At 61.2% G+C, this 21,312-nt stretch carries 23 protein-coding genes and 1 pseudogene; 13 read left to right on the top strand and 11 right to left on the bottom strand.

Translation table 11 applies throughout. The features are described from left to right. Positions 1-271: 271 nt before the first annotated feature. Positions 272-436, top strand: a pseudogene (locus AC4DF4_RS11425) (arabinose isomerase); the annotation flags it as partial. A 344-nt stretch (positions 437-780) separates the two neighbouring features. Here AC4DF4_RS11425 and AC4DF4_RS11420 read toward each other — a convergent pair. The 11 genes from AC4DF4_RS11420 to AC4DF4_RS11370 all read right to left on the bottom strand — a co-directional run bounded on the left by AC4DF4_RS11420 (position 781) and on the right by AC4DF4_RS11370 (position 14,693). After that, positions 781-2,220, bottom strand: a complete 1,440-nt coding sequence (locus tag AC4DF4_RS11420; RefSeq protein ID WP_490048241.1) for a DUF1501 domain-containing protein — start codon at positions 2,218-2,220, stop codon at positions 781-783. A 6-nt stretch (positions 2,221-2,226) separates the two neighbouring features. Continuing rightward, a complete protein-coding gene (locus tag AC4DF4_RS11415; RefSeq protein ID WP_490048240.1) occupies positions 2,227-5,178 on the bottom strand; it encodes a PSD1 and planctomycete cytochrome C domain-containing protein in 2,952 nt (983 codons plus the stop codon). Between the two features lie 191 nt (positions 5,179-5,369). Further along, positions 5,370-5,618: a nuclease-related domain-containing protein gene (locus AC4DF4_RS11410; protein ID WP_490048242.1), complete on the bottom strand. Its 249-nt coding sequence runs from the start codon at positions 5,616-5,618 to the stop codon at positions 5,370-5,372. Positions 5,619-5,744: 126 nt separating this feature from the next. Next, positions 5,745-8,180 (bottom strand): AAA family ATPase, encoded by a 2,436-nt coding sequence (locus AC4DF4_RS11405; protein WP_490048239.1) that lies wholly within the window; start codon positions 8,178-8,180, stop codon positions 5,745-5,747. Then, positions 8,177-9,298 carry a metallophosphoesterase family protein gene (locus AC4DF4_RS11400; RefSeq protein ID WP_490048238.1) on the bottom strand — a complete coding sequence of 374 codons (1,122 nt, stop codon included), beginning with the start codon at positions 9,296-9,298 and terminating at the stop codon, positions 8,177-8,179. Before AC4DF4_RS11400 ends, AC4DF4_RS11405 begins: the two co-directional genes overlap by 4 nt. 94 nt (positions 9,299-9,392) lie before the next feature. Further along, positions 9,393-10,292, bottom strand: coding sequence for a hypothetical protein (locus tag AC4DF4_RS11395; protein ID WP_490048237.1), 900 nt, complete (start codon positions 10,290-10,292; stop codon positions 9,393-9,395). 84 nt (positions 10,293-10,376) lie between these two features. Beyond that, positions 10,377-11,420: a hypothetical protein gene (locus tag AC4DF4_RS11390; protein WP_490048236.1), complete on the bottom strand. Its 1,044-nt coding sequence runs from the start codon at positions 11,418-11,420 to the stop codon at positions 10,377-10,379. A gap of 128 nt (positions 11,421-11,548) precedes the next feature. After that, positions 11,549-12,565 carry an ARPP-1 family domain-containing protein gene (locus AC4DF4_RS11385; protein WP_490048235.1) on the bottom strand — a complete coding sequence of 339 codons (1,017 nt, stop codon included), beginning with the start codon at positions 12,563-12,565 and terminating at the stop codon, positions 11,549-11,551. Between the two features lie 268 nt (positions 12,566-12,833). Beyond that, positions 12,834-13,940 carry a Fic family protein gene (locus AC4DF4_RS11380; RefSeq protein ID WP_490048234.1) on the bottom strand — a complete coding sequence of 369 codons (1,107 nt, stop codon included), beginning with the start codon at positions 13,938-13,940 and terminating at the stop codon, positions 12,834-12,836. Positions 13,941-14,077: 137 nt separating this feature from the next. After that, positions 14,078-14,203, bottom strand: coding sequence for a hypothetical protein (locus tag AC4DF4_RS11375; RefSeq protein ID WP_490048233.1), 126 nt, complete (start codon positions 14,201-14,203; stop codon positions 14,078-14,080). Positions 14,204-14,219: 16 nt separating this feature from the next. Beyond that, the gene (locus AC4DF4_RS11370; RefSeq protein ID WP_490048232.1) at positions 14,220-14,693 is read right to left on the bottom strand and encodes a hypothetical protein; all 474 of its coding nucleotides are present in this window, start codon (positions 14,691-14,693) and stop codon (positions 14,220-14,222) included. A gap of 203 nt (positions 14,694-14,896) precedes the next feature. Here AC4DF4_RS11370 and AC4DF4_RS11365 point away from each other — a divergent pair, with 203 nt between their 5' ends. The 12 genes from AC4DF4_RS11365 to AC4DF4_RS11310 all read left to right on the top strand — a co-directional run. Continuing rightward, complete coding sequence (locus AC4DF4_RS11365) at positions 14,897-15,328, top strand: hypothetical protein (RefSeq protein ID WP_490048231.1); 432 nt, start codon at positions 14,897-14,899, stop codon at positions 15,326-15,328. A 103-nt stretch (positions 15,329-15,431) separates the two neighbouring features. Beyond that, positions 15,432-15,698 (top strand): hypothetical protein, encoded by a 267-nt coding sequence (locus tag AC4DF4_RS11360; protein WP_490048230.1) that lies wholly within the window; start codon positions 15,432-15,434, stop codon positions 15,696-15,698. Between the two features lie 133 nt (positions 15,699-15,831). Beyond that, positions 15,832-15,990 carry a hypothetical protein gene (locus tag AC4DF4_RS11355; protein ID WP_490048229.1) on the top strand — a complete coding sequence of 53 codons (159 nt, stop codon included), beginning with the start codon at positions 15,832-15,834 and terminating at the stop codon, positions 15,988-15,990. Between the two features lie 22 nt (positions 15,991-16,012). Then, positions 16,013-16,150, top strand: a complete 138-nt coding sequence (locus AC4DF4_RS11350) for a hypothetical protein (protein ID WP_490048228.1) — start codon at positions 16,013-16,015, stop codon at positions 16,148-16,150. Positions 16,151-16,252: 102 nt separating this feature from the next. Continuing rightward, a complete protein-coding gene (locus AC4DF4_RS11345) occupies positions 16,253-16,792 on the top strand; it encodes a hypothetical protein (protein ID WP_490048227.1) in 540 nt (179 codons plus the stop codon). Further along, complete coding sequence (locus AC4DF4_RS11340; RefSeq protein ID WP_490048226.1) at positions 16,789-17,646, top strand: RecB family exonuclease; 858 nt, start codon at positions 16,789-16,791, stop codon at positions 17,644-17,646. Before AC4DF4_RS11345 ends, AC4DF4_RS11340 begins: the two co-directional genes overlap by 4 nt. A 128-nt stretch (positions 17,647-17,774) precedes the next feature. Next, on the top strand, positions 17,775-17,966 hold the full coding sequence (locus AC4DF4_RS11335; RefSeq protein WP_490048225.1) for a hypothetical protein: 192 nt from the start codon (positions 17,775-17,777) through the stop codon (positions 17,964-17,966). Between the two features lie 409 nt (positions 17,967-18,375). Beyond that, complete coding sequence (locus AC4DF4_RS11330) at positions 18,376-19,206, top strand: GDSL-type esterase/lipase family protein (protein WP_490048224.1); 831 nt, start codon at positions 18,376-18,378, stop codon at positions 19,204-19,206. An 11-nt stretch (positions 19,207-19,217) separates the two neighbouring features. Further along, positions 19,218-19,433 (top strand): glycoside hydrolase family 95-like protein, encoded by a 216-nt coding sequence (locus tag AC4DF4_RS11325; protein WP_490048223.1) that lies wholly within the window; start codon positions 19,218-19,220, stop codon positions 19,431-19,433. Between the two features lies 1 nt (position 19,434). Beyond that, complete coding sequence (locus AC4DF4_RS11320; protein ID WP_490048222.1) at positions 19,435-20,085, top strand: LamG-like jellyroll fold domain-containing protein; 651 nt, start codon at positions 19,435-19,437, stop codon at positions 20,083-20,085. A 150-nt stretch (positions 20,086-20,235) separates the two neighbouring features. Beyond that, positions 20,236-20,832, top strand: a complete 597-nt coding sequence (locus AC4DF4_RS11315; protein ID WP_490048221.1) for a twin-arginine translocation signal domain-containing protein — start codon at positions 20,236-20,238, stop codon at positions 20,830-20,832. Beyond that, positions 20,753-21,312, top strand: a 560-nt coding sequence (locus AC4DF4_RS11310; RefSeq protein ID WP_490048220.1) for a hypothetical protein, incomplete at its 3' end; no start/stop codon positions are given. The genes AC4DF4_RS11315 and AC4DF4_RS11310, both read left to right, overlap by 80 nt.

Genomic DNA, 21,312 nt, shown 5'->3' with positions numbered 1-21,312 from the left:
CCGTTCATCCCCCCCAAAAAACCAACCCGGGGCCGCCCCCTCCCCGCGCCCGTGATATCAGCAATGGCACACATTCCCTCCAACCGCCTGATATACACACCCATCCCGGGAAAAGGCCTTGATCTTCCAACGATTTACCCCCCTCTCCTCCGGTAAGACTCCCCACCCGGATATCACCGCGATGGGGGATACGGATAAGGACTGCTAGCCAGAAAAACATCCCTTACACCCACCCAAACCAAAATGGACAACTACCAATGCGAAAAATGCTCACACCAATTCGCGCTACCGATTCAGCATCGGCGCACGCCGCTTCGTGAATGAATGGAACGTCCACGGCCCGGCGCACCATTGCGCCGTCGGCGTCGGCCACATCGCCGATAAGATCGAGAAGCTGGGCAAGTTGCTCGGCATGGAAACCGCGCGGGTGTGTTGATTTTTCCGGCCGATCGCACCATCACCTTATTGCAGGCGAAAGGGTGCGGCGGCAAAGATAATCACAGCACTGTCTGTAAACCTCAGGAAAATATTCTGTCCGTCATCGGCAAGGGTGCGCCCGTGGCCATTTCCGAGGTGTGCGCCTGTGGCCATTTCCGAGGTGCGCGCCTGTTTCGCTGCGTCCATTTCCTCTGCGGCTCTGCGGTTCAAAGAATGTCATGTTATTGATGAAAAATGGGATATTGCTCCAATCCTCAGAGGCATTGGACTTCGGCCGGCAAGCTTCACCGGCCAGATACTCCGTCCGGACGGCGGCCTTTCTTCGGTCAGGACGTTTTGAGGTCAAACCAAAATCTTATCCACAACATGCCCGTGGACATCCGTGAGCCGGAAATCGCGGCCTTGGAAGCGGTGGGTGAGGCGGGTGTGGTCGATACCTAACAAATGGAGAGCCGTGGCGTTGAGATCGTGAATGTGGACGGGATCTTTGATGATGTTGTAACTGAAGTCGTCGGTCTCGCCGAGGACGTGACCGCGCTTGATGCCGGCACCTGCCATCCAGATGCTGAAGCAGCGCGGATGGTGGTCGCGGCCGTAGTTGTCGGCGGTGAGTTTGCCTTGGGAATAGACGGTGCGCCCGAACTCGCCGCCCCAGATGACGAGAGTATCTTCTAGCAGTCCGCGCTCCTTGAGCTCCGTGAGCAGGGCGGCGGTGGGTTGGTCGGTGTCGTAGCACTGGCTCTTGATGCCGGATGGCAGGTTGCCGTGCTGATCCCAGCCGCGGTGATAGAGTTGAATGAAACGCACGCCACGCTCGGCGAGGCGGCGGGCGAGGATACAATTCGCGGCGTAGCTTCCGGCTTTTTTTGATTCCGGACCGTATGCCTCGAAGACTTTTCCCGGCTCCTTGGAAATGTCGGAAAGCTCGGGCACGCTGGCCTGCATGCGGAAGGCCATTTCGAATTGATCGATGCGATTCTGCGTTTCCGGATCCTGATAATCGTTGAGCGTGATGTGGTTCAAGTCTCCAAGATCATCAAGCATGGCACGGCGGCGCGCGGTGGTCATGCCTGGAGGATCGCTGAGGTATAGCACGGGATCCTTGCCGGAGTTGAAACGCACACCCTGATATTTTGCGGGAAGGAAGCCGGCTCCCCACATGCGTTCGTGGAGCGGCTGCGCGTTGGTTTTTCCGCTGGGGCGGGAGACCATGGCGACGAAGGTGGGCAAGTTCTCGTTCATCGTGCCGAGGCCGTAAGAAACCCACGCGCCGAAGGAGGGACGCCCGCCGTTCATGTGGCCGGTTTGAATCATTGTCATGGCAGGATCGTGGTTGATCGCCTCGGTGTGCATGGAACGAATCACGCAGATTTCATCGGCGAGCTTCGCGGTGTGCGGCAGTAGCTCACTGAGCCACATCCCACTCTGGCCGTGCTGGGAAAATTTGTAAACCGAAGGGGCGATGGGTAGCCGTGCCTGCCCGGATGACATGCCGGTGAGCCGCTGCCCGTTGCGGACGGAATCCGGCAGATCTTTGTCAAACATCGCAGCGAGGCCTGGCTTGTAGTCGAAAGTCTCTAACTGTGAGGGCGCGCCCGCTTGGGTGAGCCAGATGACGCGTTTCGCCTTCGGCGCGAAGTGCGGCAAGGGAGAGCCGCCTGGGGAACTTGCCGCTAACAGGCGCGGGTTGAGCAGCGAGGCGAGCGCGGCAGAGCCGATGCCGAGGCTGGCCTTGCCGAGAAACTGCCGTCGGGTGACTTGGAGCGGATTGAAGGGGTGCATATCGTTTCAGGGCTTGGTGATGGTTTCATCCATGCAGAGGATGGTGCTAGCGACGCTAGTGAAGGCGGCGAGCTCGGCGGAATCGTATTTCGGATCGGCGGGTTTCGTGCCGACGGCGAGCAGGGCTTTCGCCGCTTCTGGATCGGCGCGGAAATCGGCAAGAGCACGTTGATGGGCGCGTTCGAGGATTGTCATTTCGGCGGGTCGCGGCGTGCGGGCAAGGGCGGCGCGGAATCCGTAAGCCAAGCGCTGTGGAGCGTCGGCGGAGTTTTCCATCATCCGCACGGCGAGGAAACGGCTGGCTTCCACATAAGTCGGGTCGTTCATCAGGTTCAGCGCTTGGAGCGGGGTGTTGCTGCGGGGACGCTGGATCGTGCAGACTTCGCGGAACGGCGTGCCAAAAAACAGCATGGCGGGGTGCGGCACGGAGCGCTTCCAATACGTGTAGAGGCTGCGCCGGAAAAGTTCGTCACCGGTGCCAGGGACGTAGGTGTTAGTCGTGCCGCCTTCGGTGAGCTGCTCGTAAATGCCGGGTGGGTGATAAGGTTTCACCGACGGGCCGCCGATCTTGTCCACCAGCAGCCCGCTGACGGCGAGCGCTTGGTCGCGGATGAACTCGCCCAGCAGGCGGTTTCGCCCGCTGCGGGCGAGCATGCGGTTTTCCGGATCAGTTTCTATCAACTCCGGGGTGAAGGCGGCACCCTGCCGGTAGGTGGCGCTGGTGACCATCATTTTCATGAGGCGCTTCACATCCCAGCCTTTGCCGACGAAATCCATGGCAAGCCAATCGAGCAACTCGGGATGCGAAGGCGATTGCCCCTGCGAGCCGAAGTCTTCGCTCGTTTTCACAAGACCGTATCCGAACGCCTGTTGCCACAAACGGTTCACCGTCACCCTCGCAGTGAGTGGATTTTCGGGAGAAACGAGCCATTTCGCCAGGCCGAGGCGGTTGCGCGGGAGGTCGGCGGCCATCGAGGGCAACACCGCGGGCGTGGCAGGTTCCACCTTCTCGCCAGGCTGGTTGAAAGCGCCACGCGTGAGAATGAAGGTCGGTCGCGGCTGCGGCATCTCCGCCATGATCAGCGTGGTGGGGATGGTCAGCTCCATTTCCTGAATTTTCTTCTGAAGCGCCGCGACCTGCTCCGCTGCTTGCGGGTTCGTGGCCGCCAGTTGGCCGGCGACGGTCGCCGCAGGGGTCGGGGCATCGGTGAGCGCCAGGCGAAAATGTCCAATCGTATGTTTGTTGCCGTTGGGTAAACTGAAATCGAGGGAGATGGTCACTGTGGCACCCGGCTCCACGGTGATAGGGGTATCCAGGGCGAAGACCGCCGTGTGCGGCTTGCCGATTTCGGGATGGATTGCCCAGCCGCTGTTCACATCGGCATCGATGGTATTGGCGACAGGAAAATCCTTCTGGCTGAAAACAGCCACGGCGGCATTGAAATCCACGGATCGGACGGGCGCAGCCGGTGAGTTCACAGTCATGCGGACATCCGTCAGCACAAAATTCCCATCGTCGGCACGTCCAGGGCCGCGGGCTGGCAATGAATCGTGATTCAGCGCCTCCAAGCGGATCGCGGAGATGGCTCCCAAAGTGGCCGGGGCGGTGAGCGTGAAAGTCTCCTTGGCCGGATTCTCACCGCTGGCGAGAACGGCTCCATCCGGCTGGATCGTCAACGTGGCGCCGCCGGCCGACTGAAGTGCGGTTGGGGCGAAAGTTGTCCAGGCAACCGCCGATGAGGACGGATTTTGCGGTGCCTTGGCGGCTTCGGCGCTGGCATTTTCGAGCTGCAACATTTCCGCACGGAGCTTGGCGATCTCCGGAGCGGGTAGCTTGAGCTGCGGCGGGCTGTTGACCCGGATCGACGCGCCATAATTGCCTGCGCCGGGCTCTGGAACGTTGTTGAAAAACGCCTTCATCGAGTAAAAGTCACGGGCCGTGAGAGGGTCGTATTTGTGGTCGTGGCAGCGGCAGCAGTTAAGAGTCTGCGCGAGCCAGACGGCAGCCGTGGTTTCAGCACGGTCGGAGGCATATTCGTTGAGGAACTCCTCGGGATCGATGCCACCCTCCTCGTTCATCATGTTGTTGCGGCTGAAGCCCGTGGCGATGAGCTGGTCCAACGTCGGATTTGGCAAGAGGTCGCCGGCGAGCTGTTCGATGGTGAATTGGTCGAATGGCAGATTACGGTTGAAAGCGCCGATCACCCAGTCGCGCCACGCCCAGATTTCGCGGTCGCGATCGACTTGGAATCCGTTCGTGTCCGCGTAGCGCGCTGCATCCAGCCAATCCACCGCCATCCGCTCGCCGTAGTGCGGCGAGGCCAGCAGGCGATCCACCACTTTTTCGTAGGCGTCCGGCGAGGTGTCGGCGAGAAAGGCGTCGATCTCCGGCAGGGTCGGCGGCAGGCCGCTTAGGTCGAGGGTCACGCGGCGGATCAACGATTCCTTCACCGCCTCGGGCGAGGGTTTGAGTCCCTTCTCCTCCAGTTGGGCGAGCACGAAATGGTCGATGGGATTGCGCGGCCACTCGGTCTGTTTCACCGCCGGGATCGCGGCTGCGGCGGGCGGCACGAGGGACCAATGCCTCTCATAGGGCGCGCCCTGCTCGATCCATTTCCGCAGCTTCGCTTTTTGTTCGGCGGAAATCGTCTTGTGCGTTTTCGGCGGCGGCATCACCTCGTCCGGATCGGTGCTGTGGATGCGATGCCAGAGGGCGGATTTTTCCACATCGCCGGGCACGATGGCGGTCACGCCGCCGTTGTCCGCCGTGGCCCCCTCGAAGGTGTCGAGCCGCAAGCCCGCCTCGCGGGTCTTGGGATCGAAGCCGTGGCAGGCATAGCAGTTGTCGGAAAGGATGGGCCGGATCTCGCGGTTGAAGCTGACCGTTTCCGCCGAAGCGCAGCAGGCCATGCCCGCGAAAAGCGGCAGGCAGCGGGTGACAAAAATCATCGGTGACATCTCGGTTGGGAAAGGGGCGGCGGGTGTGGTCAAGCTGACATCTGCTTGCTGGATTTCGATTGGTTCGGGAAGCGGATTTTTTTGGGTTAAAACGTTAAAATGGAGGCTCTTGAGCATAGAGTCTGAGGCCTGACAATTCCCGGCGAAGAAGTGAGCCAACACGTTCCGTCTTGGACTTTAGAATACGGGCCTCATCTTCTGCCCCTTTCAGGATTATCTCGCACCCAAGCTGCGTCCCAATGCTTCACCTCAATCACGAGAACGCCTGGGGGGCCAACGGCAATAACGTCGATTTCACTGGGTTGTCGGTCTTGACCGGTAATGAGCGACAGGTTTGACAAAAGCACCCAATCACCACTAAGGATGCTTTTTAGCCGCTCAAGGGCCCGCTCTTCGCTCTGGTTGGCTGTGGGACCGCAGATTATTTGTCGAGCTGGCACCAGGATTTCCGCTGCTAAATTTGGGATGATTGCGCCAAAGCACTGGGACTTAATCAGAAAAGCGGAAAATCTGGTAGGGTGGAAGCAGAAATAATAAAGGGCCGTCAGCAACACTGTCGGCGCTGGTTATTCCCGCACATCGAGGTTTTTAGCGCCCGCAAGATTCTGGAGTTCCCCGGCGTGATCGGGGTGGCAGGTGAAGAAGAGGACTTGGTGGTTTTCCGCGAAGGTTCCGATGGCCTGGATGGCGGCGGCGCGGCGGGTGGTGTCCATGTCGGTGAAGGGGTCGTCGAGGAGGAAGAAGCCGTCCATGCCCTTGATGTAGAGTTCGGAGAGTGCCAGGCGCGTGGCGAGGGCGAGCGAGCCGAGGGTCCCTTGGGAGAGCAGGGTGGTGTCGAGAGTGAGAGCGCCGGCGACCCGGGTGGGGGCGGTGCCGTCCAAGGTGACTTCCTGATAGCGGCCGCCGGTGAGGTTTTTGAAATGGTTGGAAACGGCGGTGGTGAGACCCTGCATGGGATCGTCGGTGCCGCGGTCGGCGATGACGTTTTGTATTTTCGCCCGGATGCGCAGCAGGGCCTGGCCGTCGGCTTGCTGGCGCTCGAATTCGCGTTGTTTGATTTCCAGATCGGCGCGGAGTTCTTCGGCGGTGTTGGCGGGCGCGGCTCCGGTGAGTCGGCCTTGCTCGATTTTCAAATCCTTGAGGCGCTGGTCCCGCTGCTCGCGGGCGGTTTCTTTCTGGCTAAGCAGTTCGAGGTATGCGGGGATGGAGGCGAATCCTTCCGGCAGCTCGGGGAGGCCGGCGAGGTCTTGTCTGGCTTGGTTGGACTCGGCGGTTTGGGTGAGGATCTTGTCGGTGAGTGAATCGAGCTCCAGATGATCCCTCGTCCACCTTTCGATCTTTTCGCGCTCTTGGCGGATCTCCAAATCCAGCGCCGCCTTGCGGCCTAGCAGGCGGGTTTTCTCGTTTTCGAGCACTTCGACGGAGCGGGTCTCGGGAAGGTCTGCGAGGGCGGCCATGTCTGCGGCCCAATCTTCCTCGCTGCGCCCCTGCAAGGCGGCGCGGTAGAGGCCTTTCTGGTTGCTCTCCTCGGTGACGCGCTTTTGATGGGTGGCGTCCGCCAGTTGGGCGGCGGCGAGGGTTTCGTGGCCGAGGGTTTGGAGGATTTCCGTGTGACGGTTGCGGGCGGTTTCGAGAGCGGTGAAAAGCGCGTTCACATCGCCGGTGCCGCTCTCGACGCTGAGTTTGAGGTCGTGGAACTCCAGGCGGAAGATGCCGTCGGCCTGGCTTTCCCAGGCGGCGGATGGTGAGAGGGTGATGATCTCCGGTTCTCCGGTGCCGCGCTGCACGGTCACGGAGCAGGCGGCGGCGCCCTCTAACTTGGCGGTGAGTTTTTGGGCGGCGATCTGGATGCGCAGGCGTTCGATTTCCGGCTCCAGGCGTTTCAGTTCGGCCAGCAGCTCGGGGGCGATGGTTTTGGACTCCGCGAGATGGGAGGCGGCCCGTTGCCATTCTTCCTTGGCTTGGGTGAGGAGGCCGTGGGCCACCCGCAGTTGTTCGGCTTGTGCACGTTTCCGGGCGTTCTTGAGTTCGGCCTCGACGGATTCGAGGTCGTTGGTGACGCCGTCGAGTTCGGTTTCCTTGGCCTGGATCACTTGGGCGGCACCGGGCCAGGCAATCATGATTTCCCTCAGGAGTCGCAGTTCGCCGGTGAGGCGTTGGCATCGTTCCTCCAGACCGGCGCGTCTGCCCAAGCCATCGCGGAGGACGCGGCCGGTGCGGACGAATTCTTCATCGGCGGACATGTCGCCGGCGATGCGGTGGATTTGTGCGTTGATGTCATCCACGGCCTGCTCGTGCTGGACGACCTCGTCCAGGGAGCGGCGGATTCTCGCCATGGCATACCAGGCATTCAACAGGGGGCCGACACCATTCGCCCAGGGATTGTCGATGCCGCGGCCTCTTTCCGGGCCATGGCTGGCGATGTCCCAACGGCCGAAGTGCTGATTGATGCGGGCCTCAAGGGCGGCGGTGAGTTTGTCCGGTGGAATGTCGCCGGGGATCGCGGCCGAACCGGCGAGGAGGGATTGGACGTCGTCCACTTTTCCGGCATTGGCCCGCAGTTGCTCCATGGTGGCGGCGAGTTGCGCCTGACCGGTGAACAGCACGTGCCGCCAGGTGGCTTCGTTGCGTTTCAACAAGGTGTTGAGCTGGGCCTGGACTTTGGCGGGATCGGCGATGCCGGCGGAGCCATCCGCCTGAAGGCTGGAGACGGCTCCGGCACCCCAGGTTTTCTGGAGAGTCCAGATTTGGCCATCGGCCTGAAACTGGATGGTGATCCGCGCGTGGTCACCGCCGGGCTTGGGATACCAGCGGCCCATGGTGTTCCGCAGATTGACCGGAGTCAGGTTGGTGGGGGTGAAGAGCGCGTGCCAGAGGGCGTTGCTCAAGGTGCTTTTGCCGAACTCGTTGGGGCCTTCCAAGACATTGATGCCGTCTTGGAGCGTGCAGGTGCGGTTGGCGGTGCCGCCGAAGGGATGGAGGCGGATCGAGAGGAGTTTCATGATTTCTGGAGGGATTCGATGATGTCCAAGGCGAGGTGCGCATCGCCGGGGTGGGCGTCGTCGGATAGAAGCGCTTGCAGGAGTGCGCTTGGCAGGGTGCCTTCGGGGAATCGCTTTGAAATGGCGGCGGCGTCCAGCACCGAGGCGATGTCCCGGTCCTGCGAGAAATTCAGGAACGCCGGGCTGATGGTGCCCAGCATGGCATTGAGTTCGGCGATTTCCTCTTCGCGCAGGCGGCCGGCGAGTTGGAGGTCGAGGATGGTGTTGGGCGCGTCCAGGGATTCGCACTTCGCCCGCAGCTCGCGGATGTCGTTGGCGTGGTGTAGATCAGGGTTCATCCGGACGAAACGGATGGCACCAGTCGTGAGTTGCTCGTGGCGGCAGGTGCCATTGGCGTCCATCTCGATCCACCAGGCGTGGCCGGGGTGGCTGCATTTCACCGAGTCCGGCGTGTGGATGCCGGGCATGAAATAGAGCTGCTTGCCGGTGGTGCCGGGCGCGGGGGCGGGAACGTGGATGTGCCCGAGCAGCCAGGTGTGGAGGCCGGCGTTGCGGAAGTCGCTGTCGGCCATGTTGAAATAGCGTTGGTCGGCATCCAGCCCGAGGCCCTCGACATTGCCGTGGGCGATGCCGATGTGGAGCATGCCGGGCGGTTTTTCCGCGTCCGCCACCCAGCCGATGGTGTGATCCTTGCCGTGTTTGCTGGGGCAGGGGCAGGCGTGGAAACGGACCCGATAGTCGTCGCTTTCGAAGTCCGTGATGCCCGGTTCTGTCAGGGCCAGCACGCGGCTGCCTTCTGCTGCGGTGCGGAATAGCCTCCAGAGCTTGCTATCCGGTCCCTCGCTGAAATCGTGGTTGCCGGCGAGGACAAGGGCTGCCTCGCCCTCGAATTTTCCGAGGATGGTCACCGCCCGCTCGATCTGGGCCTTGGTGACGGTGGTTTTGTCGAACAGGTCGCCCGCGACCACGAAGAAGTGGGCGGCGCGGTCGTTGGCGGTGGTGACCATCCGTTCGAGCGAGGCGAAGCGCTCCTCGATCAGGCGTTCCCGGGCTTCCGGATATTGGTTGAAGGAAAGGCCGATGTGGTTGTCGGCGGTGTGGAAAATGCGAAGGCTCATGAAGAGGGTGATGAAACGGGTGTGGCGCTATTGGAAATACCTGATGGAAATCTGACAGGGAGAGAAGCGGAAATGTGCGGATGAAGTCAGATTTTCAACCGACCATTCCCCGGAAGGCTTCGGGCTCCTTCCAGAACTGAAAAATGCGGGGAATGACCTTGGGCTTCGATTCCTTTTGCTCCAGCGCCTTCAGGCGCGGGCGGATTTTGTCCAGATAGTCGGCGAACGGGGTCCGGCGCAGCAGTTTCATCGGTTCGCCGCCGGCGTAGGCGGGCAGCAGGCGTTCCATATCCAGCACGCAGGGGAGCTGGGCGTTGACGGGCATCTTGGCGATGGCCGCGACCGCCGAGCCGAAAACCGCCTCGCTGCATCCCGCTTCCAGGCGGTCGAGCCAGAACTCGACCACTCCCTCGCTGACAAACCCGGATTTGGCGGCGGTCATTTCCAGCTGCGCCTCCTCGGACAATTCGTCCCACACCTCCGCGAGCAGCGGCATGATCCGCTTGTCGCCTAGCAGCAGGACGCCGCCCAAGGCCGCGCCTTGCCCTGGCGCGCCGCCATCGTGGTTGACGAGCGTATTGATCACGAAGCGCGGTCCGGCGAGTTCGTCCCCGTCGTCGGGATCAAACAGCACCGACAGGCTTAGCGCGGCGGACGAGCGGATGCCGGGATCCGTGTCGGCGGCCAGAAACATCATCAGGCCCATGTGGCCCAGCCCTTCGTGCCGCTCGATCATTTCGCTGAACTCGGTGAGCATTGTCCGGCGCTCGTCCACGTCGAGGCGTTGCATCGAGTATCGATAGAGCGCGAACAGCCTGGCGATCCGCGAGCCGTCCTGGGTCGCGCCATACTCGATGAACTTCACGGAAAGGACCTGTTTCAGTTCATCGTCGTCGAGACCGATCCAGGCATCCGGATCATCGCCGAGGGTTGAGAGGTGTTCGCAGTCGTCCATTTCCGGCTTCTGTTTTTTGAATCGGGTAAAAAAGGCCATGGCGGGGAGTGGTTTGAGGTTTCAGGGGAATCGCAGGAGGGAATCCGGCGGTTTGGCTATTTCCTGAAGGGGCACGAGGCGGATTCATTCATCTTCCGGCGCGATCTCGTTGGTGGCAGCGACACCCAGCACGTCGCCCGGCCAATGCGCGAAGTAGGAGGCAAACGACTTGGACGCCTGTTCGAAGTCGCCGGCGTGGTGCAGGGCCAAGCCGCGCAACCATGGGTAGTAGCCCGGTTCTCCATCAGCGGGTTTCCCCAGGATCCGTAGCGCCTCGATGTCGTCACCGCCCTCGATCAGCGCGAGCAGATAGGACGGACTGAGCCACCTCCCGCCGGGATAGCGACCGTTGCGGATGCCGCCTTCCTTGGCGGCGCGGATGGCGGGCAGCCAACGGCGGAGCAGGCGGCAGGCCATGCATTTCAGCGGGGCCCACTCCTTGCGTGGAAAGTCGTCCGGGTGTTCGCGCAACAGCTGCAGCACATCCTGCCAGCGTCCCAGTCCTTGGGCGAGTCGCAGCAGGGTCAGTGGCGTGCGCTCGGCCGGCGGCACTTTCAGCCCCTCGTCAAGAAACCCGGCGAGGTCATTGTGGGGGAGATCCTCCCAGTCGATTTCGAGGCCGGCGACCTCCTGCCAGGTCAAGCGGGTCGGCATGCGAAGCGGGAAGAACCACTCGAAGTCATGCGCCAGCTGCAACAACTCGCCGAGCCGGAGGCGCACGACCGCGGCGTCGTCGTCGCGCACCATGAGGTCGCAACCCACGCTCATCCGTCCGTGATACCCAAGCTGGAAGTCGGCACGGACATGGAAGGGTGTGAGCTCCAAAAGGTTGCCGACAAGGAGGGCCGGACCTGAGGAGCTGTCGATGAAATAGCCGGTGAGAAGGCTAATCCGCAGGACCGTCCGCACGTCATCATGCGGCACCGCCTGAACGTGGACGAGTCGGCCATCGCCCATATGGCCGCGCACGAACGGATGCTCGCCGGATTCCGGTTCGATCAGTTCGAACTCCGGCGCGTCATCGGCCGGGGTGGAGTGTTCTTCGAACACGGGGACGACGAGTTCCCTGAGCAGGGTGACGAGCGGCGAGGCAATGCGGGCGGACTTGTTGGTTTTTGGTTTGGACATGAGGATGAAAGTTGAGGGGGTTCGGATAGGAAAAACAGGGGATGATTGAAGCAGGCGGCCCGGAGCGGACCATCGGGGGGGAGATGATTCATCAAGGACCGCCTGCAAATTTTCAACGGCTCGACCGACTAGCGTTGACGGCGGCGGAGAGGCGGCTCTGACGGATGATGACCCTGGCCAAGTCCGGCTCCTCCGAACAACGCGAGGTGGACGATCGTGTCTCCAACCTGCAACGCGGCACCATGTCCCCAGCGGAATCGCAGCCGGTGGTCGCTGCCGAGTCCCGGTGTGGCATGAACGGATTCCTCCGCCTTGGACGCTTCTGCGAGAAAACGTGCGGGAGCTGCCACATCCAGCGGCTTGCGGGACACGCCCTGCTTTCTAACCAGGAAATCCATCGCGTGACTTTCAACCAGACGCCGGTGCAGTTTCGCATGCGCCTCCGGTCTCGATAGAACGTCGATTCCCTCCACGCGGTCGCCAATCACGGCCAGCAGCCCGCATTGACCGTCGTGGAGGGGAATGCCGCGGGTGAACTCGTCGATTTCGCGCTGACGTCCGTCATAGGCGTCCTTCATCGCGCGGGTCTTCGAGCTGACATCGCTCTTGGCCGCCAGGTGGAGTTGCTCGATTTCTGACCAGACCGCGCCTTGGTCGGAAACGTGCGACGCATGAACCTCCAGCGAACAGGCCACGGCGGCGGCCTTGTGCTTGCGCAGTTCGGCGTGGGCCAGACTGCCGCTGGAGCTGAACTCGGCCGATTGATAGGACCAGCGTCCCCGTTCGGTGCAGCTCACCGGCACATCGAGCGCCGACCCGGCGGCGATCAGGATGGTGGTGTTGAGGATCCGGTTCTGCTTGGCACCCTTGAGCTCCTCGCCATCGAAGAGCAGCACGTGCTGCGGCGTCTCGTTGATCACCCGCAGGCTCGGCACCGAGCCGCCCTCGCTGACTTCCGTGATCTTGAAGCCGTCCAGGGACAGCGCCTCGACCAGCGTGATGTAAGCCGGCTCGGGCCGGATTTCGGCAAACACCGGCCAGAGGCCGATGCCTTGGTGGACCTGTGGTTCCCCCAGCCTGAGGGATGAAAGCAGTCCGGTGATCGCAGGGTGAAGCGGGGTATTCGAGTGCGTGGATTCAGTCATGCGCCCACCGTAGCAGGTGGGGTGGGACAAATAGCGGGGGTGGGTAGAGAAATTTTAAGTTTTTTTCAGGAGTGCGGAAAAACGTCGTCGATCATTTACCGTTCATGGAATTTGAGGAGACAGATACGCGTGTGATCTGGACCGCTCATCCTTCGGATCCGCGCCGGATGCGGATCGAAGAGTCAACTTTGGCTCTTTGCGTGAATTTGGCGGAAATGGAGCCTGAGGGAAATGCTGTTCCTGCAAGACCGTGCAAGCAAAGCCACGCTCACTCCAACTTCAGGAAATACCGGGAGTTCTTCAATTCACCCGTGCGAACCATCGCGCCCAGTTCCACCAACCTTGCCAGATCCCGCGTCGCGGTGGCCGGGGAACAACCGGTGATGCTGATATGGTTGTTCGAACTCAGCCCGCCTTTGAAGCCATCGACGCCCTCACGAAACATCCGCAGCAGCACTTTTTCCTGACGTTCATTCAACTGCCCGCGGTATCGCTCGAAAAATTTCGCCTTCTCCACCAGGAACCCGATCCGCCGGAGACCCTGCTCCTGGGCCTCCAATACCATTGATCCGAAAAACTCCAGCCAGCGGGTGATTTCAATGGCCCGACTCGCCAGTCCCAGCTCCTCATCATACCGTTTACGATGCTTTTCCAACACGATGGATAGAGCGATCAACGTCGGCTGGCCGAAGGCCTGTGAGAGGGCCATTTCCGCGATGGCCCGCCCGATCCTTCCATTGCCGTCTTCGAATGGATGGATGGATTCAAACCACAAGTGGGCGATGCCTGCCCGCGCCAACTCGGCCAAAGGCTCGACCGGACGATTGAACCACTGGATGAACCGCTTCATTTCCCCAGGCACCTGACGCGAGGGCGGCGCTTCGAAGTGGATCACCGGATCATGCACCGGACCCGAGGCAATCACCATCGGTCCCGAATGTTGCCGATAAGCTCCGATCTTATGCAAATCCTGCCGCCCCCGCACCACCAGGCGGTGCCACTCGAACAACTTCTCATCCGTTAGTGGCCCGGCGAAATTCCGATACACATCCACCTGCAACTCCGAAATCCCCGTTTCCGCAGGGCTGGCTTTCCGGCCATCGCTGGTCAGACCAAAAAGCCGGCGGATCGAGGATTGCAGGCTGTCGCGGTTCAACAATTCACCCTCGATCTTCGAAGTCAGCAAAGCTTCGTCGCTGAGCATCTCGGCCTTCAGCGATTCCTGTTCCTGCGGATCCAAATGGGAAAACGCCCCCACATGCACCCCGGAACGACGCAGAAACTCCGCCTCCATCGAACGGAGACGGACTTCGTCATAAAGGAAGTCCGGCCACTCGGGCAGCTGCCAGTTCCAAGGTTTGAGCGATTGGGGCATATCTTATTCGTCATAAATAGCCATTTCGTGAGCGATAGCAAGCAAGGGTTTCAATCACGGACGACATTGGATAGGAATTCCGGATTCCTTGATTCAATCACGACGGATTCTCTCGCGATCCCACCTTATTCCCACCCTCACATGCGGAACCTCTCCAAATCCAAAATCATCGCCTTCCGCCAGTGCCCGAAGCGCTTGTGACTGGGGCCGGACAGGTCGGTGTTGATGGCGACGACGCGATCGCAGGGTGAGAAGGTTTCCATGGGAGGTTTTGGCGGGTTATCCGGCAAACCGGGAAGTGGTGCCCAAGACGATCCGGATGGAGGCCCGGGTCTGGGGCGTGAGGACGCGGTCCACCAGCTCGTCGGATTGAAGCTGCCAGAGCAATTCGTATTCGAACGCGTCGAAGCGGACCTCGACCTGGCAATTCCCGTCGTAGCCGAGTTCGTCCGCGAGGTTTGCGAACTGGTCCTTCAACCGCTCCTTTTCGGCGTCGGAGGGGTCTTTGGGCTCCGGCGTTTTGAGGAAATCGAGGATCAGGGCCTTGGCGGCATCGTTCACCACCAAGGCGGGAAACTCCTTGAGAATCTCCTCCGGCGAGCTGCCGATCCGGGTCTGCCCTGACGGCAGCGACAGGACCAGATACATCTTGAGCGCCGGGTATTTCTTGCGGATCAGCGCGAAATGCCGGTTAGCCGCGGCCACCCCGGTCTGGAGCTGGTCGTAATTGAGGCGCGTGTCGGGAGGTTTCATTCGGATGGGTGGAGTGGTGCAGGGCTGAATTCCGGCGTTTCCAGCATTTCAGAACCTCAGCTTTTACCCCCGGGGGCGGGACAAATAGCGGAGGCGGGTGAAAGATTTTTTGGATTTTTTAGATGATGGATTTTGGATGGAGGAAGCGGGATGAATTTCAAAATTCTGCTCGAATGAACTCCCCCGGCTTACGTTTCACCCTCATGAAGACACTCCTCCTCCCTCCCCTGCTCTCGTTCGCCCTGGCCTCCGTGCTCGCTGCCCAGACCTGCCGGGAGGTGGTCCGCGACGCGTCCGGACGGATCGTCCAGACCATCGACCGCCAGAAAAGCGCGGGCGGCACCGTGCAAGCCACCACGCGGGACGCCTCGGGCCGGATCATCGGCACCGCCACCACCAGACCGAATGCCGGCGGCAGCGCGCAAACCAACTATCGGGATGCCAGCGGCCGAATCACCGGCACGGCAAGCACCCAGCCCACCACGGGAGCCTCGTCCCGCACCACCTACCGTGATGCCAGCGGCCGCCTGAGCGGGAGCGAAGAGGTAAGCGGGATCGGTGCGATTTTCCGAAGTAGGAACGCCAATGGTGTCTCACCCCGCAATTCCCCCACCCTCCGTGTCATAAAATTCTGACACAGCCGCTTTGGCTAGAACTGTCATCCCCGCGAGAAGCCCGGCCATCCGCCGGGCTTCTTCGTTTCCACCCGCCTCCATCAAACCAATCCCACACACCATCATGATCCGTTCCGTCAGAAACCAACTCTCACCCCTCACCCCCATGAACCCGAGGCAGCTCCTCAAGATCTTCGCATGGATCTCCATCGGAGCTTTAAGCGCCCTGGTCTTTTCCAAGGCCTTGCTACCCCTGCTGTGCGGTGCCGCCCTCGCCGCCATGCTACTCCGCAACGGCGACATCGTCGAAATTCAAAACGCCGGCCCCTCGCGCAATCGCAACCGTTCGAGCTTCGGCCAGATGGGCGAGCGGCGCTTTGCCACCGCATGATCCCGGAACCGTCATTTCAAACTCCAATCCCATCCATCCCATGTTCCGTTTCATCCAAAATCATCCGCCATCCAGCGGACCTAGAAGACGCCCCATTAAATCCCTCCTGCTGCTCCCCGCGGCCGGCTGTTTCATGGCGCTGGGCTCCTGCTCGGAAGCGCCTTCCAAACCGCCACCGCCACCGACGGTCGCCGTCACTGACACCGCGCCCGTGGGCGACGGCTTGAAAGTGATCGGCTTCGCCATGCTTGGCGCGGCGGTCGTCGTGGTCCTCGGGCGCATGCTCGGCTGAACCCTCGCCTTACACCATCCCCATGAATCCGTTGTTCTTCATCAAGGGCTTCGCTTGGCTTTCGATCGTCGCCCTGTGCTGCTCGATCTTCTCCGACTTCTGGCTGCCGATGCTCATCGGTGCCGTCGCGTTCACCCTGATTTACAAAGCACTCCGCTGATCCGTCAGCGAGTCACCCCATCGATGGAAAAGCCCGGCACCCCACCGGGCTTTTCCGTTTCTACCAACCAACAACCAACAACCAGCCCAACCAATTACCATCATGGCCATCAAGCTGATCGCAAATTACTCGAAGCGCCTCGGACTTCCCGGCTACTCGTCCCACCAATTCTCCGTCTCCGTTGAAACGGAGCTGGTGACCACCGACGACGTCGCCGCCGAATCCGAGCGTCTCTATCAACGTCTCCAAGCCACCGTGGACGAGCAAATCCTCCACACCGGCTTCGTCCCGCCCGCCGATTACGGCATGGACCCTCCAGCCGCCAGCAACGTCTCCCAGCGTGATCCGGGCGAACCCGCCAACGTCACCCAGTGGCAGCGTGGTCCCGCCTGGAAATGCTCCGACAAGCAGAAGGACCTGGTTCTCAAACTCGTCGAAGAACACCAGATCGACAAAGCCGACGTCGAAGCCCTCGCCATCGAACGCTTCGGCAAGGGCGTCCGCATCCTCAATAAAGTGGAGGCCTCCGGACTCATCGACGAATTGCTCGACACCCACGGCGGGTCAAAGCACCAAGGCAACGGCAGCCGCCGCAACGGTTCCGCCTACAGCGGAGCCCACGGAAGGAGGGACGCCGCATGATCGCCAGCGTCACCGATCCGCCATTCGCCACCGGGCTCACCCCGTGGGCGCAATGCCTGCCGGACCACATCAGCCCGACGGCGGCGAAAGCCTATCTGGCGTGCTCGCTCAAGTTCTACTTCGAGCGGGTCGCCTGCATCCGGAAATCGACGCCCGCCGCGCTCCACCTCGGCAAGGCGGTGCATGCCGCCCTGCAAGCATTCCACCTCGCCCGCTGGCGGGGTGGCGACGACTCGCCGGAAACCATCGCCAACGCCTACGAACTCGCCTTCCTCCGCCTCGAATGCGACGAAGGCCCCGTCAACTTCGACGACGCAGCCGAACGCGAGAAATGCCGCCAGGACGGCCTGCGCGTGGTCGCAGCCTACCTCGACTCCCCGGAAGCGATGAAGGAAAAGCCACGCGCCGTCGAGGTGATGCTGAAGGAGGACATCGCGGGGCTGTCAGTGCCGTTGACGGGAGCGATGGACCTGGTCGAAGGCAACTTCACGCCAGTCGATTTCAAATCCGCCGCCGCCAAGCCTGATGAGGCAAACGCTGCGTTCGACCACGAAATCCAGCTCGTCAGTTACCAACTGCTGATGGAAGCCGCCACCGGCGAAACCCCGCCCTCGCTCGATCTGGTGTTCCTGGTGAAAACCAAGAAGCCGCAGACCATCCGGGTGACCAGTCCGCCCGCCGACGCCCGCCGCAAGCAACGGGTCGTCGCCCTGTTGGAAACCGCTGTCGAAGGCATCGCCAACAGCCGCTACCACCCGCAACCCGGGATGCAGTGCTCGTGGTGCCAGTTCAAGAACGAGTGCATGGCGTGGCTGCCGGGGATGACAACTGCCGACGCTTTGCGAGCCGCCTGAACCTGAAACCAACGCCCGCCGGGTCCGCGTGATCCGGCGGGTGTTTGATTTTTTTAGCTCAGTCAAAATCACTGAGGGGAATCATCAAGCATCCACGCCCGCCACCTCCGCCTTTTGACATCGAGACCATGAAGCCTATCGAGCCACCCTGGCAGGCGATCAAGGAATGGATCCCCGACGACGAACCGGACCTCGACTGGTTCAACCAACCCCGGAAACCATCAGAACCCGACCCAGACAGGTTCGATCAAACTTCAACATGGAAAGCTCCCGAAGTCCCGCTCGATGATGGCCGCATCTTGGTTCTCGAATACACCTGACCTCGAAGGTGTCCGCCGCCTCAAAATCGCCGCTGCAAGAATTTTTCAACGAAATTCCTTGGCAAAGCGGACCGGATGGCTGTTTTTTGGCGTGTAGAATTTCACCATGAATCCGGCCGCAAACCACTGTCCCTTGCCCAAATTCGAACTTTGGAGCCTTGGGCTTGACTCGGTTCGCCAATTGTTCCGGCCTTTTGGCCCCTTTTCCCCCGCAACCCCCTTTTCCCCGCCATCCGGTCCGGCCACCGGCTCTTTCAACGGCCTTCACCGGGAAAGCAATTTCCTAGCAATGAAAGCAATTTCCTAGCCAACCCCCTTTTCCCCGCCATCCGGTCCGGCCACCGGCTCTTTCAACGGCCTTCACCGGGAAAGCAATTTCCTAGCAATCAAATCACTCACTTCTCAAACCATGAAATTTAGCCTGTTTATCACAATCGCCGCTCTGGCCGCATGGAACGTTTGCGCCAGGGAAACGCCATCCTCCCCCCCAACCACCGGACCGGCGGCAGTCGCCCCCAAACTCGACGATGCCGATTTTCCAAAGCCGACGCCCAATGACCGGCACGATCAAAAAGTGGCGGCCATCAAAGCCGGGGATTTTGAGCTGGCCATGATTGGGGATTCCATCACGCAGTGCGTGGGTGAGGGAGGGGCCGGGGAGTGGGAGCCGCTCCAGGCCGTTTGGGACAAACACTACGCCCGGCGCCATGCCATCAACCTGGGATATTCAGGTTATCGCACCGAAAATATCCTGTGGAATCTGCAGAATGGCGAACTCGATTTCGCCAAATCGCCCAAAGTCATCACCCTGCTCATCGGCACTAACAACACCAACGACCAACATTACCCGAGGGTCCACACTGGCGAGCAGGTATTCGCCGGAACCAAGGCCATCGTGGATCTCATCAAACAGCGCCATCCCACCACCAAGATCCTCATCCTGGCGATTCTCCCCAGTGGCGGGCCGGATGACCGCACCCCCTACAACCGCAATTTTAACCGCTCCGCAAAAGGCATTGCCGCCAACCGCCGAGCCAATGAGCTGACCGCCCGCCTGGCCGATGGCAAGCAAGTCTTCTGGCTCGATGTGGGCCAGGTGTTCCTGCGTTCGGATGGCTCGATCAACACAGAGCTGATGCCGGATATGATCCATCCCAATGCTGCGGGCGCGGAGGCCAGGGCGCAAGCCATGGAACCGCTTCTCGCAAAGTTGTTAGTGGAAAAGCCGGCGACACCGTGACTCTGACGGATATGCACAAGGGCAAGATCACTGCGGAGAACAACACCCTCACCTCGGCGTGGCCAAGGGGCAGCGTCAAGGGCCTGCGCGCGCGCGGCGGCTTCACGGTGCACATCGAACGGAAGAACAGCCAGGTCACTCATTACCACATCGGCTCCCCCTCGCCCCGCCCGGTCACGGTAAGCTTCAATGGCGAACTGAAGACAGTGAAATCGACTCGACTCTGACATGAAGAACATAACCCTCTCACTGGGCGCGTGGCTGTTGCTCGCGTGGCTGCCGTTGTCCGCCCAAATACCGGCCAACTCGCTTCCGCTCCGCATCGGCGCGGATCAGGCAGGCGGGAACGCCTTTCTCGGCCAAATGGCCGCCGTGCGGCTGTATGATCGCGAGCTGACGGCGGCGGAAGTCAAGAAGCTGGCTGCGGCAGCGCCGGAGGCGCCAGGCAAAGGGCCGGGCATCGTCGGCGAATGGCTGCGTCCGAGCCTACCGGTCTCGTCCGGGCAGAAGTTTGATTTCCCGAACGGCGCTACGCTCGAAGCGTGGGTTCGTCCCGACGAGGGCATGGCCGGGCGAATCCTGGACCAGATCACCCCGGGCGCCAGAGATGGTTTCCTGCTCGACACCTATCCCGGCAACTCGCTGCGACTCATCGTTGGCGGTGACACGCTCACGCACGCACTGCCGCACAGCGACGGGTGGACGCATGTGATGGCGACGATTGGCGCAACCCCCTTTTCCCCGCCATCCGGTCCGGCCACCGGCTCTTTCAACGGCCTTCACCCAAAAAGCAATTCCCTAGCAGCCGGCGATGGTCACTTCGCCCTTGTTGAACTCGTCCAGCCATTCTCGATGGCGGCTCCTTCTACTGAGCCTTGATGGCCGAGTCGATTTTCGATTCCATTTCGGCGATGCGGGCCTTGTCCACTCTGGGTCCGACGCTACCTGAAAGAAAACCGAACCCCTGCCGTATCCGCTGCGTACGAGCGGATTTGTTGATCCAAGCGACACCCCAGACACCCGGAACCCATGATCAAACGACGTGATTTCATCAAAACCGCAGCGGCCGGAGGCCTGCTGATGTCACCCGCCATGCAGGTCATGGCCGCCAGTGGCAGGCCGCCGTTTCGCATCGGCGCGTGCGACTGGTCGATCGACTGCCGGGGCGAATTGAAAGCCTTCGACGTCGCTAGGGAAATCGGCCTGGATGGAGTGCAAGTGAGCTTCGGCGGGGGGGACGAGAAAAACAACCTGCGCCTGCCGGATGTCCGCAAGACCTATCTGGAAAAAGCGGCCGACACCCGGGTCGCCATCACCTCGCTGGCCATGGGCGTCCTCAACCAGACCCCTTATGCGTCCGATCCCAGAACCGAAACAACCCCCTTTTCCCCGCCCTCCGGTCCGACCCAATGGCTCTTTCAGGGGCCTCCCGCAGAAAGCAAACTCCTAGCAGCCACGAGGTCAAACTTGTGGGCCAGACACAACACACTAAAAACGAAGAAAAGAAGAACCAATGAGAGCAATTCAGTCGATATGCCTGATGTTTATGATGATGCTGGTTTCGTATGCGGCACCCGCCGCCGAATCTGGTTCGACCACCCTCACAGGCGAGGGCTGGACCATTGAAACGCAGGGCGACCGCGGCCGCCTCACGATCAAGCACGAACGCCTCGGGACGATCCTGCGCGAAGTGCGCCTGAATCTCGAGGCGAACGGGGTCTTGCAGGAGATGCCACAATGGAAAGCGGAGGTCACCGGTCCTGTGGTGCACACCTCCTCGTCGCGGGGGGAGACGAAACAATGGACGCCGGAGAGCGGCATTCCCGGCCGCCTGCTGGTGAGAACCGTGCAGCCTCCCAGCACTTGGATTTTCGAGCCGACCCGTGAATGCCTGAAGATTTCCAGCACGGCGCCAGGGGCGGTCTTGACCGGGCTGGCGCCGGTTTCGAAGGCGCGCGGACTGGCCCGGCTGTTGGATACCGAAGGAACTCCCGTGATCTGGCAGGGGACGGGCGAGTGCGCCGGGACCTTTGGCGGAGATTATACCCGAAACACTTCATTCCTGCCGCGGGAAAACCCGGAGTGCATGTATTTCGCCTTGGGACA

Source organism: Luteolibacter sp. (assembly GCF_058122085.1).
Note: the sequence above shows the minus strand (reverse complement) of the source record. Positions and strands in the feature narration are given on the sequence as shown.

Excerpts from the sequence above, each read along its gene's own strand:
- AC4DF4_RS11355 (WP_490048229.1), top strand. The coding sequence starts at position 15,832 with ATGGCGCTGGGCTCCTGCTCGGAAGCGCCTTCCAAACCGCCACCGCCA.
- AC4DF4_RS11320 (WP_490048222.1), top strand. The coding sequence starts at position 19,435 with ATGAAGAACATAACCCTCTCACTGGGCGCGTGGCTGTTGCTCGCGTGG.
- AC4DF4_RS11315 (WP_490048221.1), top strand. The coding sequence starts at position 20,236 with ATGATCAAACGACGTGATTTCATCAAAACCGCAGCGGCCGGAGGCCTG.
- AC4DF4_RS11360 (WP_490048230.1), top strand. The coding sequence starts at position 15,432 with ATGATCCGTTCCGTCAGAAACCAACTCTCACCCCTCACCCCCATGAAC.
- AC4DF4_RS11400 (WP_490048238.1), bottom strand. The coding sequence starts at position 9,298 with ATGAGCCTTCGCATTTTCCACACCGCCGACAACCACATCGGCCTTTCC.
- AC4DF4_RS11405 (WP_490048239.1), bottom strand. The coding sequence starts at position 8,180 with ATGAAACTCCTCTCGATCCGCCTCCATCCCTTCGGCGGCACCGCCAAC.
- AC4DF4_RS11370 (WP_490048232.1), bottom strand. The coding sequence starts at position 14,693 with ATGAAACCTCCCGACACGCGCCTCAATTACGACCAGCTCCAGACCGGG.
- AC4DF4_RS11335 (WP_490048225.1), top strand. The coding sequence starts at position 17,775 with ATGAAGCCTATCGAGCCACCCTGGCAGGCGATCAAGGAATGGATCCCC.
- AC4DF4_RS11395 (WP_490048237.1), bottom strand. The coding sequence starts at position 10,292 with ATGGCCTTTTTTACCCGATTCAAAAAACAGAAGCCGGAAATGGACGAC.
- AC4DF4_RS11325 (WP_490048223.1), top strand. The coding sequence starts at position 19,218 with ATGCACAAGGGCAAGATCACTGCGGAGAACAACACCCTCACCTCGGCG.
- AC4DF4_RS11365 (WP_490048231.1), top strand. The coding sequence starts at position 14,897 with ATGAAGACACTCCTCCTCCCTCCCCTGCTCTCGTTCGCCCTGGCCTCC.
- AC4DF4_RS11375 (WP_490048233.1), bottom strand. The coding sequence starts at position 14,203 with ATGGAAACCTTCTCACCCTGCGATCGCGTCGTCGCCATCAACACCGAC.
- AC4DF4_RS11385 (WP_490048235.1), bottom strand. The coding sequence starts at position 12,565 with ATGACTGAATCCACGCACTCGAATACCCCGCTTCACCCTGCGATCACC.
- AC4DF4_RS11340 (WP_490048226.1), top strand. The coding sequence starts at position 16,789 with ATGATCGCCAGCGTCACCGATCCGCCATTCGCCACCGGGCTCACCCCG.
- AC4DF4_RS11345 (WP_490048227.1), top strand. The coding sequence starts at position 16,253 with ATGGCCATCAAGCTGATCGCAAATTACTCGAAGCGCCTCGGACTTCCC.
- AC4DF4_RS11415 (WP_490048240.1), bottom strand. The coding sequence starts at position 5,178 with ATGTCACCGATGATTTTTGTCACCCGCTGCCTGCCGCTTTTCGCGGGC.
- AC4DF4_RS11390 (WP_490048236.1), bottom strand. The coding sequence starts at position 11,420 with ATGTCCAAACCAAAAACCAACAAGTCCGCCCGCATTGCCTCGCCGCTC.
- AC4DF4_RS11350 (WP_490048228.1), top strand. The coding sequence starts at position 16,013 with ATGAATCCGTTGTTCTTCATCAAGGGCTTCGCTTGGCTTTCGATCGTC.
- AC4DF4_RS11330 (WP_490048224.1), top strand. The coding sequence starts at position 18,376 with ATGAAATTTAGCCTGTTTATCACAATCGCCGCTCTGGCCGCATGGAAC.
- AC4DF4_RS11380 (WP_490048234.1), bottom strand. The coding sequence starts at position 13,940 with ATGCCCCAATCGCTCAAACCTTGGAACTGGCAGCTGCCCGAGTGGCCG.
- AC4DF4_RS11420 (WP_490048241.1), bottom strand. The coding sequence starts at position 2,220 with ATGCACCCCTTCAATCCGCTCCAAGTCACCCGACGGCAGTTTCTCGGC.